12 protein-coding genes are annotated in these 15,064 nt (G+C 53.4%); 5 read left to right on the forward strand and 7 right to left on the reverse strand.

What is annotated here, in order from left to right; translation table 11 throughout:
* Nucleotides 1-20: 20 nt before the first annotated feature.
* Entirely contained in the window at nucleotides 21-2,819 is a 2,799-nt protein-coding gene (locus QXU72_00180; protein MEM0493668.1) for a V-type ATPase 116kDa subunit family protein, read from the reverse strand.
* Between the two features lie 149 nt (nucleotides 2,820-2,968).
* Complete coding sequence (locus QXU72_00185; protein ID MEM0493669.1) at nucleotides 2,969-4,474, reverse strand: CoA-binding protein; 1,506 nt, start codon at nucleotides 4,472-4,474, stop codon at nucleotides 2,969-2,971.
* A gap of 287 nt (nucleotides 4,475-4,761) precedes the next feature.
* Between QXU72_00185 and QXU72_00190 the strand changes: the two genes are divergently transcribed.
* Entirely contained in the window at nucleotides 4,762-6,666 is a 1,905-nt protein-coding gene (locus QXU72_00190; protein MEM0493670.1) for an anaerobic ribonucleoside triphosphate reductase, read from the forward strand.
* A gap of 12 nt (nucleotides 6,667-6,678) precedes the next feature.
* Here the strand turns inward: QXU72_00190 and QXU72_00195 are convergent, their stop codons facing one another.
* Genes QXU72_00195 through QXU72_00205 form a run of 3 tightly spaced genes read right to left on the reverse strand, consistent with a single transcriptional unit; the run spans nucleotide 6,679 to nucleotide 8,475 of the window.
* The gene (locus QXU72_00195; protein MEM0493671.1) at nucleotides 6,679-7,488 is read right to left on the reverse strand and encodes a metallophosphoesterase; all 810 of its coding nucleotides are present in this window, start codon (nucleotides 7,486-7,488) and stop codon (nucleotides 6,679-6,681) included.
* A 9-nt stretch (nucleotides 7,489-7,497) separates the two neighbouring features.
* Nucleotides 7,498-7,746 (reverse strand): hypothetical protein, encoded by a 249-nt coding sequence (locus QXU72_00200; GenBank protein ID MEM0493672.1) that lies wholly within the window; start codon nucleotides 7,744-7,746, stop codon nucleotides 7,498-7,500.
* A 39-nt stretch (nucleotides 7,747-7,785) separates the two neighbouring features.
* Nucleotides 7,786-8,475: a VTT domain-containing protein gene (locus QXU72_00205; protein ID MEM0493673.1), complete on the reverse strand. Its 690-nt coding sequence runs from the start codon at nucleotides 8,473-8,475 to the stop codon at nucleotides 7,786-7,788.
* 93 nt (nucleotides 8,476-8,568) lie between these two features.
* Between QXU72_00205 and pyk the strand changes: the two genes are divergently transcribed.
* Both pyk and QXU72_00215 read left to right on the forward strand, forming a co-directional pair.
* Nucleotides 8,569-9,963 carry a pyruvate kinase gene (gene pyk, locus QXU72_00210; GenBank protein MEM0493674.1) on the forward strand — a complete coding sequence of 465 codons (1,395 nt, stop codon included), beginning with the start codon at nucleotides 8,569-8,571 and terminating at the stop codon, nucleotides 9,961-9,963.
* 216 nt (nucleotides 9,964-10,179) lie between these two features.
* Nucleotides 10,180-10,338, forward strand: a complete 159-nt coding sequence (locus tag QXU72_00215; GenBank protein MEM0493675.1) for a hypothetical protein — start codon at nucleotides 10,180-10,182, stop codon at nucleotides 10,336-10,338.
* Between the two features lie 225 nt (nucleotides 10,339-10,563).
* Here the strand turns inward: QXU72_00215 and QXU72_00220 are convergent, their stop codons facing one another.
* Both QXU72_00220 and QXU72_00225 read right to left on the reverse strand, forming a co-directional pair.
* Nucleotides 10,564-11,268, reverse strand: a complete 705-nt coding sequence (locus QXU72_00220) for an SAM-dependent methyltransferase (GenBank protein ID MEM0493676.1) — start codon at nucleotides 11,266-11,268, stop codon at nucleotides 10,564-10,566.
* A 161-nt stretch (nucleotides 11,269-11,429) separates the two neighbouring features.
* Nucleotides 11,430-11,735: a hypothetical protein gene (locus QXU72_00225; GenBank protein ID MEM0493677.1), complete on the reverse strand. Its 306-nt coding sequence runs from the start codon at nucleotides 11,733-11,735 to the stop codon at nucleotides 11,430-11,432.
* 119 nt (nucleotides 11,736-11,854) lie between these two features.
* On the opposite strand from QXU72_00225, the gene QXU72_00230 reads away from it, so the two are divergent.
* Both QXU72_00230 and QXU72_00235 read left to right on the forward strand, forming a co-directional pair.
* Complete coding sequence (locus QXU72_00230; protein MEM0493678.1) at nucleotides 11,855-12,574, forward strand: thioredoxin family protein; 720 nt, start codon at nucleotides 11,855-11,857, stop codon at nucleotides 12,572-12,574.
* A gap of 35 nt (nucleotides 12,575-12,609) precedes the next feature.
* On the forward strand, nucleotides 12,610-15,060 hold the full coding sequence (locus QXU72_00235; GenBank protein MEM0493679.1) for a valine--tRNA ligase: 2,451 nt from the start codon (nucleotides 12,610-12,612) through the stop codon (nucleotides 15,058-15,060).
* Nucleotides 15,061-15,064: the final 4 nt, after the last annotated feature.

The following is a 15,064-nucleotide window of genomic DNA, read 5'->3' on the forward strand; positions in this document are numbered from 1 at the left end:
CTCTTCGCGAAGGTTCGTGCCTAAGGAGCTTTTCCAAAGCTTATGAGGGGCTTGAACTCCACTCCTTCTCCTTTGAAGAACTTGCTGGAGAACTCGTAGTAAGTAAGCCTTAGCGCCTGGATTCCGACAGCCAGCGCCTCGATGGCGAGAACTAGTAAGTTAGCAATAATCAAACTAGTTATCTCACCGAACATCGTGCTCATGCTCTCAGCTAGAATACCGAATGCCTCGTGAGCCATGGCGAACGCAGCTAACCTTATGTACGAAAGCGAGTTCGCCGGAAGGGCTATTATCATCTCTACAACTTCGGACACCGAATGCATGAGTTTCTCCTTCTCACCCTTGACCTCAGCTTCATAGACACCGAAAGCCATAACGGAGATCAGAGAGCACGCTATGCAGAGAAGCAGGGGCTTCAAGCTTGGATCCGAGAGAAGAGCTAAATCGAACCCGCTTGTAGCCAACCTGTAAGCTACGATGATTCCTGAAGCATAGAAGAGAATCCCCATTCCTCCCATCCCGCTGAATAGCGCTCCTAAGCGGTCGCCGTACATCAGGAGATTAACAACATTTAAGATCATTCCGAGAAGGAGCTGCGCTGCGCCAAACCACAGCGCGATTGCCACGATCTCGTAGACGTCGTGGACGGGACTTATCACGGGGTGGGCAAGAGGCTTCAGAAATACGACGAATCCATAGAGCAAACCGAAGGCTATGCTCGAAGCTCCTGCTAGCAGTGCTAACGCGCCAAGCGATGCAGCGCCTTCTTCAGTTATGCCTAGCAGCCTATAGCGGGTTTTCAGCAACCATGCGCCAAAAAGCGATAATAAAATCCCTTGACCTACATCTCCGAACATCATGCCGTACATGGCCGCGAAGAGTACTGTGAAGAACAGAGTCGGGTTAAGCTCCCAGTAAGCCGGTACTCCTCGCATGAGGGTGATCGAATGAAGATATTTCCACAATCCCCGGCTTTCAACGTATGTTGGGGCTTTTTCACGCCTAGCTATGTCCACTACTTTAAAGTAGAGGACCTGTGGGACGCGTTCGCTTACAAGCTTATGCAGAGTCTCTTTATATTTTGAAGGGATGTATCCTTCTACGACGGTTATTCGTCTACTTCGGAGGACCCTGATTTCACGAATCATTGGTTGAACTTTAAGTATAACTTCAAGCTGATCGGCGCTTCCTACGACGTAGCATGCATTTCTCAGCAAAGATGATAGCTTTTCAATGATGGGCCCCGTCTTGTTGCTAACTTCCGAAAGCGGAAGATGCGATAAACTTTCAAGGTCTGATGCAATTTCTAAAACTCCAGCGCTAACTTCGTCTGCAGAAGTTATCACGTTTTTCAGGAGCTCTGAAACACTCTCCGCCGGCGGCGGGGGTAATTCTCCCTTGATAAGCTGCTCGAAAGCGCTCCAGACGGATGCCGCCTCTTCATCCCCGACTTGCGCTAGTATCCTAGACACACTAGCTTTGTCTTTTCTAAACTGTAACAGCAGTAAATCTGAAATGATTATACTCTTCATCTCCTCAAGTCTTAAGGATATGTTTTTCTCAAGCTTCTTCAGCCCCTCATCCGTAAAAGGTACAACGAAATTCACGGCTTTATCCTCCAGCTGCTCTGCCAGCCCCTTCAAAAGCCCCTCTGGGCCTTTTAGAGCTGCTACATGATAGTCTTTAGTAGATTCAGAAAAGAGTATCGATGTTCCGTAAACAGATAGTTTATTACTTTGAATTAATTCCTTTAATTTATTATCGCCGCAAATTAAAAGGAAGAAGTCCTGCCCCGTAGGTCGTAGCTCAACTATGAGAGCTTCTCCCCTCAGTAACGAATTGTATATTAAAGTGTTTCTAATGAGTTCCTCTTCTAAGTCGAGATGAGCAGCCACTTTCTTAATTAGTTTCAGTTTAATAACCTCGTTCTGAAGTATATTTTTAATGATAGTATGTATTTCTCCAGGTTTAGTGTTCTCCGTAAGAGCAAGAAGCTTTCCATTCAAATATGCTTTAGCTGCAATATACATCGTAAAAGTTTTTAATGTTATTTCTTCTATTTTGGGCAGCAAGTTACGTACATCTTCTACAGCTTTTTTAGCGCTCTCGAGGACATCTACACGGGCTGCTTTCTCAAACTCAACAGCATCGCGAAGAGCCGATGCTGTGTCTACTAGCAGGTCTAGAAGCTCTTTTCTCAACCTAGCCTCCTCCTCCTCAATCCTGGCCTTAACGGTTTCTAGCTTGCCGAAGAACCACGGCGGGATGCTGAAGTCTTTTCCATAAACTTTCTTTATTTTTTCTACTGCGGAGGCTTTTTCCTGCGTATAAATGGGGAGCAACGCGTATGTATGAGGCATTAATCGTATTCTTCTAACAACTGCTCCAATTTTTGATAAATCCAGGAAAGCGCTGGCGAGGTCCTCCTCCTCTAAGAAAACCAAGTCGACTATAGTGCCGTAACGGGCTTTCCCTATCGTTTCTGGCTGTATGCCTAGAGCCTCGAGCCTATCGGCTAGTATACGAAGCGCTTGCAGATTTTTCAGCTGGTTCGCTTTTTCCTCGATTTTTGCGAGCAGTATGTCTCCCGGCCTTAAAACTTTCCTAGCAGCAGCTAGTGCTTCATCCACATTTAGCGAAGCGTATGTGACCCCACCCTCAAGGACCTCTATGAGGTACCCAGGCAGAAGATGTCTAGTTTCAAGAGGTTCTTCGAGATGGATTTTTCCTACGCTTGTAAGTGCTTTGAGAAGCTCTTCTTCATACTGTGAGCGAACCGCAATTCTGAAGTACGCGAGCTTCTCTGGCATCAGCGACATACATTTACTCCTCCTTCAAGAAGACTCTACTTATTTATTAAGTTCCTGCTTCGCGCATCTCTTCCTCCTCTGTTCTTCTAACACTGCAGGATAGAAGGATGGCTGGCATATTTTTGCTTCATTAAAGCCAATACAACTACATTAACAAGTTAAGGTTTCTGCGTGACAAATTTTTCTCTGAATTCAAGATAGCTTTTCATGTAGCTAGAATAGCTTCCTTTTCTGAGCAGGTAAGAGCCGAATCTCCAAAGCGCGTTTAATGCTTTTACGGCCCGCTCGGGGGTTGGGTAGGCGGGAATACCGAGTCTGTCGTACTCTCTTCTCATCAGCACCGCTGCGTCACTCCAGCCAGTGTCAACGGCGAGAACAGGTTTATCGAACCTCCGCGAAATCTCAGCAACTTTCCTCGCGAGCTCGACAGGATCAGGTATTCCCGGTACCTGATGGAGCGAAAGCACGAGCACCGAGTCGATTTCGTCGCTAGAGAGCAGTACCGTTAAAGCCGCTGTGAACATCTCGTCCGTCGCGGATCCTGTGAGGTCAACGGGATTCGCGATCGGCGCATAGCCGGGTATGACCCCTTTTCTCTGCAGGGCTTCGAGCTCCTCGCGCGCCCAGCCTCTCAGCTCCGGCACAGTTAAGCCCAGCATCTCCGCCATATCTGTGGCCATTACTCCCGCGCCTCCACCATCTGTCAGTATTCCAACTCTTGGACCTCTGGGGGGCGGCTGGTATAGTAAGGCTTTAGCAAAGTCGAAGAGCTCCTCTAGATCAGCTGCCCTTACGATACCGCAACGTTCGAAAGCGGCGTTATAAACTTCATCAACTCCCGCTAGAGCTGCCGTGTGCGACGCCGCCGCCCTTCTCCCGGCCGCCGTCCTACCAGCTTTCAGGGCAACAACGGGTTTCTCCTTCGTCACTTCGCTAGCTACTTTGACGAACTCCCGCCCTCTTCTCACGTTCTCGAGGTAGAGGAGGATAACCCTTGTGGAGTGGTCGGCTCTAAGAGCTTCCAGCAGCTCAACTTCGTCTACATCGACCTTGTTACCGATGCTGAAGAAGTGCGAGAGACCTATCCCTTCACCTGCCATGTAGTCGAGTGCTGCTGTACCTACGGCGCCGCTCTGCGATATCAGCGCGACGTATCCTCGGGCTGGCCGTGGTGCGCTTTCCAGCACCCGCCCGTCTTTCAGCTCTTTCGTGCTAGGAATGAAGAGCGTGTCAAGGCCGCTCCAAGGAGAGAAAATGCCGATGCAGTTCGGCCCAATAATCCTCACACCCGCTTTCCGGGCTGCCTCGAGGAGTTCACGCTCGAGCTCTACGTTTCCCACTTCGCTGAATCCTGCAGTGATGACTACTGCCGAGCGGATACCCTTAGCTCCCAGCTCCAAGACCACTTCAGGTACGAATTTTGCCGGTACCACTATGATAGCGAGGTCAACAGAGTCGGGTAACTCCCTCACGGACTTGTAGCACCTCACTCCCAAGATCGAGTCCGCGTTGGGGTTCACTGGGTAAACGTCGGCTCTGAGAACGCCTCGCTGCCTGTTCTCTAGGAGCATGCGCAGAATCACATGGCCAGGTTTCTCGGGCTCGCGGGATGCTCCTACAACTGCAACTCCCCGAGGGTTGAAGAAGCTTGCCAGTTTCTCCATCCTTTACCTATACCTATGCGTGGCTCACTTAATTTAATTTTACTTCATTGCAGCCGGTCGGAATTCTAGCAGAAAAACAGTACTTTTGAAGCAATGCATACCGTACCACCGGGACGCTTTGTTAAGAGAAAGTATGCCTTGGCGGTGATAACGTTGGAAAACATTAAATACTTACCTAGTGACAACTTTTGCGGAAGGCTATACAATAAAACAAAAATTATCACTTTCGCTAGAAATCTTGCTTCCGAGATATACAGTTGGGAGGCTTGGAGAGGTGGTGTCCCTTAGTGGTTGCGAGAGCACTTACTCGCACAGAGCATACCACCTCTCTCCTCCGCAAGCTTGAGCAGGAGTACCTATCCGACCTCTCCTGGGAGAAGAGGGAGAATGCTAATCACACAGTAAGCTACAGCAATTTCCGGAACTACCTCTTCGAGAAGCTGATCAAGAGCAAAGACGAGCTTTCGCAGTTCTTGCCCCCTCAAGCCGTCGAGCGGCACTTCAGCGGAGATATACACGTTCATAAGCTTCCCGATAGCCTCTGGATACCTTACTGCGCTGGCTGGAGCTACCGCAAGATCTTGGAGAAAGGGCTTCGAACACCCTCCATTGTTTCAGCACCGGCTAAGCACTTCGACACTGCCGTGGCTCACCTCGTGAACTTCTTCTTCATGGGTGCTCAGGAGTGGACAGGGGCTCAGGCGGTCAGCGCCTTTGACCTCTATACCGCTCCCTTTGTTAAAGCGGATAAACTCAGCTACACTCAAGTTAAGCAGATCTTGCAAGGTATGCTTTTCGAGCTCAACTACCCCGCGCGCTCAGGCTACCAGAGCCCCTTCACGAACATCACGCTGGTTGCGGACGTTAGCTCGGGGATGCTGGAGGGGGACGCGATCGTCGGAGGCGTTAAGGTTGGTTCGCTCAGCGATTACGTGGAGGAGGCTTTGAAAGTAGACGAAGCTCTATTCGACCTCTATGCTCACGGAGATGCTCTTGGACAACCCTTCACGTTCCCTATACCCACTCTCATGCTTACCAGGAATTTCGATTGGAACGGTAGGAGGTGGGGTGAGCTTTCCGACAAGATTTTCGAGGCCGTTGCCAAGAAGGGGACTGTGTACTTCCTAAACGGCTACGCGAGCAACGTTGAAGCCCTGTACGCGATGTGCTGCAGGTTGACGATAGATGTGAATCACGCAGTCCTCAAGAGCAAGGCTACCCTCAGCCTGAAGCTGAGCAGGGTGGACGCGGAGGAGGCTTACGAGAGCTTTCTGAAGGCTCGCGAGGCTTCCAGAGCCTATGGTATATGGGCGATGCCGGACGCTACCGGCAGCATAGGGGTTGTCACGTTGAACATGCCGAGGATCGCTTACTACAGTAAGGGAGAGTGGAGCGTTTTCGAGGAGCTTCTTGACGCGGCTCTCCAGAGCGCAAGGAGCGTGCTGCGCGCGTGGCGCGAGAGGTACAAGCTTTCCCTAGAGGCTGGCTTTATGCCGCTAACTAAGGAGTACTTAGGGCACTTCAACTACCATTTCGGGACGGTGGGTCTGATCGGCCTGCCTGAGGCCGCGGCGAACTTCCTCCGCGACCCGTTCCTGTGGGTTGAGGGTAGCTTCAGGAGAATGAGGGAGGCTCTCGAAGTGGAGAAGAAGATGGTGGAGCTCGTGCGCTCAAGGGTTGAAGAGTTCGAGCGTCTAGACGGCACTCTCTACAACGTGGAAGAGGTGCCAGGCGAGAGCGCAGGCTATCGCCTTGCCAGCTCTGACGCGCGCGTCCTGAAGGATGCTTGCATACCGTCTGATGGCAGCGCACCCTTCTACAGCAACAGTGTCGTGCCCTACTACGCCGATATCCCGCTGTACCAGCGTGCTCAGTGGGAGGGGGAAGTGCAGCAGCTCTTCACGGGCGGCGTCATGATGCACCTATTCCTCGGCGAGCAGCCTGACCCTGAAGCATTGAAGAAGCTTGTCTACCGCCTCGCCGTTTCGACGAAGCTAGTTTACTTCAGCATAACGCCCACGATAACTGTCTGCCACGGGTGCGGGACGAGCATGACCGGGTACTACCCTACCTGCCCGAAGTGCGGAGGAGACCGGGTAGACCACTGGAGCAGGATAGTGGGCTACTATAGGCCTGTGAGGAACTGGAACCCCGGCAAGAAGGCGGAATTTAAGCTGAGAGTTACCTACTGACCTGGCTTTAGGTCAGCCGCCTCGCAGTTCAATTATCTTCATTTCCTTACCTTTAACGAGAAGCGCTTTAGGGGATGATATAGGGTAGAACCCGCAGCTAAATATGCTCAGCAGTTTCCCCCCGAAGAACCAGCGGTAACCCTCCGGAAAAGGCTCGTGTGCCCGTATAACGAGCTGAAGCCCGTTATCGTCCATGAACCTCTGAAGGGGGCGCAACCCGAAGAGGAATGCACCAGGGCCTCTAGGGCTTGGCTCGAATTCCTCAACCTCTTCATCGGGATCATTCCACAGGATCTGGAAGGCTAGCGGGTTTAGAGGCTCCTCGTCGCCTTTAGGCAACTCTTCAATCTGATTAAGTGTTTCAAGACCGCGCGCCACTCCCCCGTGAACGCTGAAAATTTCACCGTTAACTAAAGCAGCGTAACTCATATTCGAGAATATTTTCACGAATAACTGATAAATCTCCCTATTATAACGTGAAAGTACAGTCCTCTTGAACCCGTACACCTCGTTCATGAAAGGAGACTCGTGGTTCCCTCTCAGAAGCACGATGGAATCCGGTTTCTCCAGCTTTACCTCCAGCAACGTGACGATATTTTCCAGCTGGTATAACCCTCTGTCGACGTAGTCTCCCAGGAAAACCTTCACCTCCGCCTCATGCTTCAAAGCTGAGAGTGTCGAGGCTAGATCGCCGTGGGTATCCCCCACGAAAAGCACGCTCGAAGCCTGAACGTCCACTACCTGCTTCTCGAGGCTAAGCAGTTTCTCAGCTTCTGCTAGAAGCTCGACAAGCTTTCTCTCTTCGAGTAGCTTTTCCATCATTTCGAGCCACTAGCTTAACGGGTCGCCCTTACAGTGCACCATGCCCCTTACTCTGCGCACGAAGTTCCGGCACGTGTAGCACTGCAGGAACGGTACCTGCTTCCTTAGAACAGGGCACTGCACAGCCTCCTTCTCCATCTCGCTGAGCATTTTCCTCGGGACTTTCCCAAGGGTTTCCTTCACGTGCCTGGCGAGTTCCTTATCAACCCTGAGCGGCACGTCAAGCCTCTCTATCGCAACTTCGTACCTGTACCCCATCGAAAAAGCGCCGGCCGAGCTCTCCTCTTAAATTTTGCTTTAAGTCTGCTCTGCTTTAGGTCCGCCGCTCCCCCGCGTTCTCCGCAGCATGAACGCTGCTAACCCTTCGCTGCGGACGCGGTTGAAGAGACCTCCTAATCCGCTCTCGCCCAGCGTTGCGAGGACCTCTTCCCAGTCGAAGAAGTACAGGGCTACCATCACTACGATGAAGAACGCTAACGCTAGGAGAAAGCTAGTCATAATGTCGCCTCCTATGTGTCTTATCACGACTCCCGTGCCAGCGGTAGCTATGCTTATTACGATCTTACCCGCAAGGACGCCGACAAAGAACTTCAGGGGGCTGTAGTTCATCAAGCCTAAAGGAACGATTATCACGTCGTCCGGTGAGGGAGTAGCAGCGAAGATGAACACACCGAGCGCACCGTAGTTCCCTATAAGCCTGCCGAGCTTCTCGTACCGCCTCGCTGTTTCTCTGCTGAGAACCACGTTACGCGCGAGTTTGCTCGAATAGAATACGAGAAGTTTACCTAGGGCCGCGCCGGTACCGCTAACCACGCCCACGAGGAAGGGGTTCACCTGCGGTAGCAAAGAGGCATAGAAGTACACCGCTGCCAGGTAAGGAATGGGGAAGAAGGGGACGAGGTTCCCGATGATGGAGATCACGAAAATACCCAGGTATCCTCCAATCCCGCTCGCTATATCGATCAACCAACGCAACAGTGGATACATGCCCTTGATCCGCCCAAGATGAATTTATTCTCACCGTGGCTACAGAGGAGAATGCGGCGGTAGGAATAAACGCTTGCTGCTCAGTCTTTCTCCGTGGACGCTCAGAGAAGAGTGAAAATTGTAGTTACGGTGGGGCCTGCCTCCTGGCTTGAGGAGACTCTTCAAGCGATAGGCCGGGAGGGAGTAGAGGGGTTCCGGTTTAACTTCTCTCACTTCGACCACGAGAACTTCCGTCGGGCAGCATCCTACCTGCGGAGCTTAGAGAATCCTCTGCGACCACTAACGCTTATCGCCGACCTCCAGGGCCCTGTAGTTAGGCTTGGCGAGTTTAGCGAGCTCCCGGTTAAGGCTGGCGATACCGTGAAGTTTGTTCCGGCTGGGGAGGCAGGCGAAGGAGTGCCTGTCGACAAGGTTATCTTCAGCGTCGCTGCGGAGAATGACATTCTCTCCGTTGAAGCCGGCCGCTTAGCGTTCCGCGTTCTGCGCAACGATGGCCACGTTATCGCAGCGCAAGCCTTGGTCGACGGCCTGCTCAAGCCCAGAAAAACCCTCGCGATAAAAGGCAAGGACCTTCCTCTCCCCTCGCTAACACAGAAGGATCTCAAAGACCTTAAATTCGCGGTGGAGGCGGGCTTCGATGCGGTGGCGCTCAGCTTTGTGAGAAGAGCGGAGGACGTTGCGCGTGCACGAGAAGTCCTCGAGGATCTCGGTGCGAGCGATGTTAGGCTCATCGCGAAGATAGAGACCGGGAGCGCGGTGGAGAACATCGACAGGATTCTCGACCTGGCCGATGGTATTCTCGTCGCTAGGGGTGATCTCGCCAACTACTACGACCTGGAGAAAATTTACAGTGTGCAGCAGTTCCTTATTTCGAAAGCTAGGCAGCGCGGAAAACCTTCCATAGTAGCTACACAGCTTCTCGAGTCGATGATAGACAACCCTGTTCCCACGAGGTCCGAGGTTGTGGACGTCGTCACCGCCGTGAAAATGGGGGCGGACGCGCTTATGCTAGCTGGGGAGACCGCGGCCGGGAAGTACCCCCTCGAAGCTGTGCGGTGGCTCAAGAAGATAGCTCTCGAGGCCGCGCAGTTCCACGAGGAGGAGGCTGTTGAACCAGGATCTAGCGAAGCTTACGAGGTGATAGCCCGCGGGGTAGTTGCTCTAGCCGACATAATCTCGGGCAAGATTCTCGCTTTCTCTGAAGGGGGGAACACGGCGAGAAGGCTGGCGAAGTACAAGCCGCGGGGCCCAGTTATAGTCTACACGAACCGGCTTTCTACAGCAAGGTACGCAAACCTACTTAGGGGTTTGATCCCGGTGTATATGCCAGATCTTTCGAAGACCGACGTGAATCTCTTTGAGCGCATGCTTGAGCACGCTGTTTCCGTCGGTTTAGTGTCTGCCGGGGACATAGTCGTCTTCACCGCTGGAAGGCGCCCGGGAGCTACGGACTTAATAACTGTAGAGAAAGTCAAGCCGAAGCTTTGATCCGCGCCGGTGTTCATCCTCCCTTCGGCTGTTGCTGGCCTCTGGGGCCCGGTCCTTCGGCTCCCGTGATTTTGGCCGCGGGGAACCGGGGCAGGCTCATGGGGTCGGCCGCTTTAGGGCGGCCTGCTCGCCCGCCTCTCAGCGTGCCTTCGCCGATGCGCTGCTTGGCGGGGTTGTGCCTCCTCGAAGTTCTACGCTGTCGGGTTTAGGAGGAGGGTGAGTGCTGAGGAGGTGGCGGTGGCGCTGAAGGTGGAGAACATTATCCCGCTGAGAGACGTGAGACTCGTCACGGAGGAGGGTGTAGCTTTCCTCCACGCGGGAAAGCTCCTCAACGAAAAAATCAAGCGAGTATTGGAAGAGGCTCTACCGCGCTAAGAGTTCTCCTACGATTTTTTCTCTACTGGATCTTTTTTCTCTCGACAAGGTTCTAGGGTTACGTGAGGCTGCTCGGAGCGTGGAGGCTTAGGAATATTAGAAGAAGCAAGGTGGCGAAGAAGTTTATCTTTGAGCGGTGCGTCGGAGAGATGTGAGTGTTTTCGCTGTACACGGGGCTGCGGAGAGTAAATATTTGTGAGCCGCGCGTTTGACTAGGCAGTAAAACTAGAGGTGGTTGAGAGAGATATGAACATCTCTTATGCTTCCTCCGTACCTAGTCAAGAGATGATGGAGCGACCGCCGAAGCTTTGAACAGAAGTCTCTCACCCGGCCCCTCAGCATAGCTGCCTCATCTTCCTCGAGCTCCGTGAGGACGTAGTCCACCTCTCCCCGCGCGATGACTAGGCCTCCCTCGTCATCCTGAGGAAAAGCGTAGGGAAGCTCGGTAGTGCCGTAACGGGTGTGGAGGGAGAGCCCCTTGACTAGAGGAATCTCACTTAAGGAGAGGCCCTCGCAGACTTTCCTAGCAACGTATGCTGCACCATTCACGGTGAGCTGGTGGGGTCCCAGACCCCTAGCCAGCGCCCTCTTCATTCTCAGCGTGAGCTCCTTTCTTGTACGCCCGCTAGGGGGGTGCGACCCCATGATCCCCCCGATGATCACGAATGTTAAACCGGTGAAATCCTCCGCACTGAGCTGGCTCTCCGCAGCGGGGTCCAAGACTATAACCTTGGCGTCGCTAGGAATCTTATCCTCCAGCTCCACAATACTCTTCTCACTTAGCAGACTAGCTACCGGCGTGAGGACCTCCCTCTCGCACTTACGTCTAACGCGCGTTATCCACAGGTTGCTGCGTCCCACGATTTCGGAAATGTGGAGTAGTTCGAGAAAGAGCCACGGGCTCAGGAAGGGCTCCATCACTTCGACCACGAAAATGGCTCTGCAGGAACCATTCCGGAAGGGAAAAGTTGAAGGTGCGGTTGTCGTCATTCGCTGACCCCCTCAGCCGCGTTTTACAGTCACCCGAACTCCTACCTTACACGGGTCACCATCGGGGGCGGGAATTAAACGCGGGGAGGCTATAAATCCGCTCACTGCTCAGGCTTCTCGACTTCTTCGATCTCTGTGATGAAGTACCCGCTGTTCTGGTTCACGATCACTGAAAGCCATGCTCTTACTTCCAGACCCTTGCTCTTGCTAGTCTTGAAGACTACTCTCTTGTTGCCGAAAACGTCCTCCACGACGGAGTAGCTTACTCCGGCTTCTTTCAGGGCCTTCGAGCCCCTCTTTTTTAGCAACTGGTAAGGTATGCTGAAAGTGTACTCGTTCTCCCCCTCTACGACCAGGATTTCCTCCTCCATTAGCGGCCATCTCGACCACGTGTCTTCAGGCAGCATACCCCCTTTCTTCTCCCGCGGAAAGTTAAGTCCATCACTTGAAAAAACAGGAAGCGATATAGCGTTTTCTTGACGGTAAGGCAATTAAGTAGTTCCCCGGAGGTTAACTGCGAAAGCAGATGCCCGTAGAATACGATGAAGAGCTGGTCCGCGAGCTGAGGAGGGTGTTTGCAGGACTTGAGAATCCAGTGCAGCTGAAGTACTTCGTAGACCCCGAGTCAGAGTGCATGTACTGCGACGATATAGAGCAGATACTGGAGCTTATCGTTAGGGCTTCCGATGGGAGAGTTAAAGTCTTGAGCTTCAAGAGCGGGGATAGGGAGGCGGTAAAGTACGAGGTTGACATGTACCCAGCTCTCCTTGTTCACGGAGTTGAAGAATGGAATGTCAGGTTTTTCGGGATACCGGCAGGTCACGAGTTCGGCGCGCTCGTTGAGGATATTGTAGACGCTTCCACTGGCCGCCCGGATGTGTCGCCTAGCGTGGTAGATGCGCTCACCAGGTACGTTACCAAGCCCACTAGGATCATGGTATTCGTCACGCCTACATGCCCGTACTGTCCTCTAGCGGTTCGCGCCGCCCACCGCTTCGCGATGGTTAACAAGATGATATACGGCGACATGATAGAGTCTATCGAGTTCTCCGACCTCGCGGACAGGTACGGAGTTTACGCCGTTCCAAAGATCGTGGTGAAGGTAGGGGGCGAGGATAAAGTCGAGTTCGAGGGTGCGGCGCCGGACCCCTTATTCGTCGCCAAGATACTGGAAGCGCACTCGGTGGAGCTGCCCGGCGAGCTAGAGAGGGAGCTTTCCAGCTTCGGAAGTCCCGGGTATTTCTAGGTAGCGGGCTAAGGGAAAGTTTTATCTGTCTACAAGTGCAGCAAGGTAAGACTCTCGCGATGAGCGAGCGGCTGCCGAAGGTTTACGACTTCAAGGCCGTTGAAGAGAAGTGGCAGAGGATCTGGGAAGAGCGGGGAATCTACAGGTTTGACAGGGAGGATAGGGGAAGGCCCGCTTTCTCCATCGATACTCCGCCGCCATACCCTAGCGGTGAGCTGCACGTCGGGAACGCCCTGAACTTCGTCTACATAGATTTCGTAGCGCGCTACAAGAGGATGAAGGGGTACAATGTCTTCTTCCCCCAAGGTTGGGACTGCCACGGCTTACCCACCGAGGTTAGAGTTGAGAGGACTACAGGGAGGAAGAAGAGCGAGTTTGCTCCTGAGGAGTTTCTCAGGCTCTGCAGAGAGTATACGCTGAAGTGGATAGGCGAAATGCGGAAGGACCTGAAGGCGCTGGGCCTCAGCATCGACTGGTCTACGGAGTACATGACGATGGATCCCGATTACTGGCGCCGCACGCAGCACAGCTTCATCGCTATGTACCGAAGAGGTCTCGTGTACAGGGGCGAGCACCCCGTAGTGTGGTGTCCCCGCTGTGAAACCGCGATCGCAGAAGCTGAGGTCGAGTACGTTGAGAGGAGCAAGCCCCTCTACTACGTTAGGTTCAGGATAAAGGAGAGCGGTGAAGACCTGGTAGTAGCGACTACGAGACCTGAGCTGTTAGGCTCGTGTGTAGCCGTGCTCGTCCATCCTGACGATAGCAGGTACGCTCACTTAGTCGGCAAGCACGCGGTAGTACCCTTGTACGGGAGGGAAGTGCCTATCCTGGCGGACGAGGGTGTTGATCGAGAGTTCGGGACTGGAGCGGTTATGGTCTGCACGTACGGGGATAAGAGCGACGTGAGGTGGCAGAAGAAGTACTCTCTACCGGTAATAATTTCGATAGATGACCGTGGAGTAATGAACGACAACGCGGGCCCCCTGGCTGGCTTGAAGGTGGAGGAGGCGCGAGCTAGAGTTGCTGAAATTCTAAAGGAGAAGGGTCTTCTCGTGAAAGTCGAGAGCATCAGCAGCACGATAGGTACTTGCTGGCGGTGCCACACGCCCGTCGAGATTCTCCCGAAGAAGCAGTGGTTCGTTAAGTCTACAGAGCTGTCTCAGAAGGTGCTGGAGGAGGCGAGGAAAGTTAGGTGGATACCTGACTACATGTATAAGAGGCTCGAGAACTGGGTTCAGAGTCTTGACTGGGACTGGGTAATCTCGAGGCAGAGGCTCTTCGCCACGCCTATCCCGGTCTACTACTGCTCGAACTGCGGAGCCGAGCTCGTGGTTGGCGAGGAGCATCTGCCGATCGACCCGAGGTTCGACCCGCCGCCTTTCGAGAAGTGTCCCAAGTGCGGGTCCAGGGAGCTTGTGGGCGAGAGAGATGTTATGGATACGTGGATGGATTCAAGCATCACGGCGGCCGTTCACGCGGGGTGGCCCGACAGACTCGACGAGAGGCTTTTCCCAGCTGATTTACAGCCGAACGGCTACGACATCATACGCACCTGGGACTACTACCTCATCCTGAGGGGTGTAGCGCTCTTCGGGGTCAGCCAGTTCAAGGAGGCTCTCATCAACGGTATGGTAAGAGGTACGGACGGGAGGATGATGCATAAGAGCTACGGCAACTATGTTGCAGCGCGCGAAGTGCTTGAAAAGTACGGTGCTGACAGCTTCAGGCTGTGGATCGCGCTCGCCGCTGCTACTGGGCAGGACGTTAGGTTCTCGTGGGAGGGTGTCGACTATGCTCACCGCTTCCTCGTTAAAGTCTGGAACGCGGCGAGGCTAGCCGAGGCCTACTTGAGGGAATTCACGCCGGCCCGCGCGCTCAGCGGCCTCAAGCCGGTCGATCACTGGATTCTCAGGGAGCTAGCATCCACGGTCTCGAGGGTCACAAAGCACCTAGAGGAGTACAACTTCCAGGGAGCCGCGCAGGAGCTTGTCGAGTTCGCGTGGCATAAGCTGTGCGACCACTACCTTGAAGCCATCAAGTACAGGCTTTCAGCTAACGACCCCGCAGCTAGAGAGGTGCTATACGCGGTTCTCCTCCAGCTTCTTCAAATGCTCTCTGTGTTCGCACCCCACATCTCCGAGGAGATATACCATACGATTTACCGCGATAAGGAGGGCTTGGACAGCATTACTCTCTCCCGCTGGCCCGAGCCCGTCTCCTACAGCGAGCAGGAGGCGAAAGTGGGAGAGCTTGCCATAGCTACGATAGCAGAGGCTCGACGCGCGAAACACGACTCGCGAATACCCCTGGGAGCTAGGATTAAAGCTGTCCACCTGTACTCCTCGGAGTTTGCAGCGCTGCTCAGATCGGTGACAGAGGATATTAAGGGTACTCTTCGTGCCGAGCAAGTGGTTATCCATGAGGAAGGAGAAGGCGAGAGAGTAGTACCCGAGTTTCCAAGCGTGAGCCTCACCATCGAACCTTAGTTTT

The sequence above is a fragment of the Thermofilum sp. genome (genome assembly GCA_038741495.1).
Lineage (GTDB): Archaea > Thermoproteota > Thermoprotei > Thermofilales > Thermofilaceae > Thermofilum.

What these genes read in the sequence shown, in the direction of transcription:
- QXU72_00195 (MEM0493671.1), bottom strand. Translation starts at nt 7,488, where the DNA reads ATGATGGAAAAGCTACTCGAAGAGAGAAAGCTTGTCGAGCTTCTAGCA.
- QXU72_00230 (MEM0493678.1), top strand. Translation starts at nt 11,855, where the DNA reads ATGCCCGTAGAATACGATGAAGAGCTGGTCCGCGAGCTGAGGAGGGTG.
- QXU72_00225 (MEM0493677.1), bottom strand. Translation starts at nt 11,735, where the DNA reads ATGCTGCCTGAAGACACGTGGTCGAGATGGCCGCTAATGGAGGAGGAA.
- QXU72_00185 (MEM0493669.1), bottom strand. Translation starts at nt 4,474, where the DNA reads ATGGAGAAACTGGCAAGCTTCTTCAACCCTCGGGGAGTTGCAGTTGTA.
- QXU72_00180 (MEM0493668.1), bottom strand. Translation starts at nt 2,819, where the DNA reads ATGTCGCTGATGCCAGAGAAGCTCGCGTACTTCAGAATTGCGGTTCGC.
- QXU72_00200 (MEM0493672.1), bottom strand. Translation starts at nt 7,746, where the DNA reads ATGGGGTACAGGTACGAAGTTGCGATAGAGAGGCTTGACGTGCCGCTC.
- QXU72_00205 (MEM0493673.1), bottom strand. Translation starts at nt 8,475, where the DNA reads ATGTATCCACTGTTGCGTTGGTTGATCGATATAGCGAGCGGGATTGGA.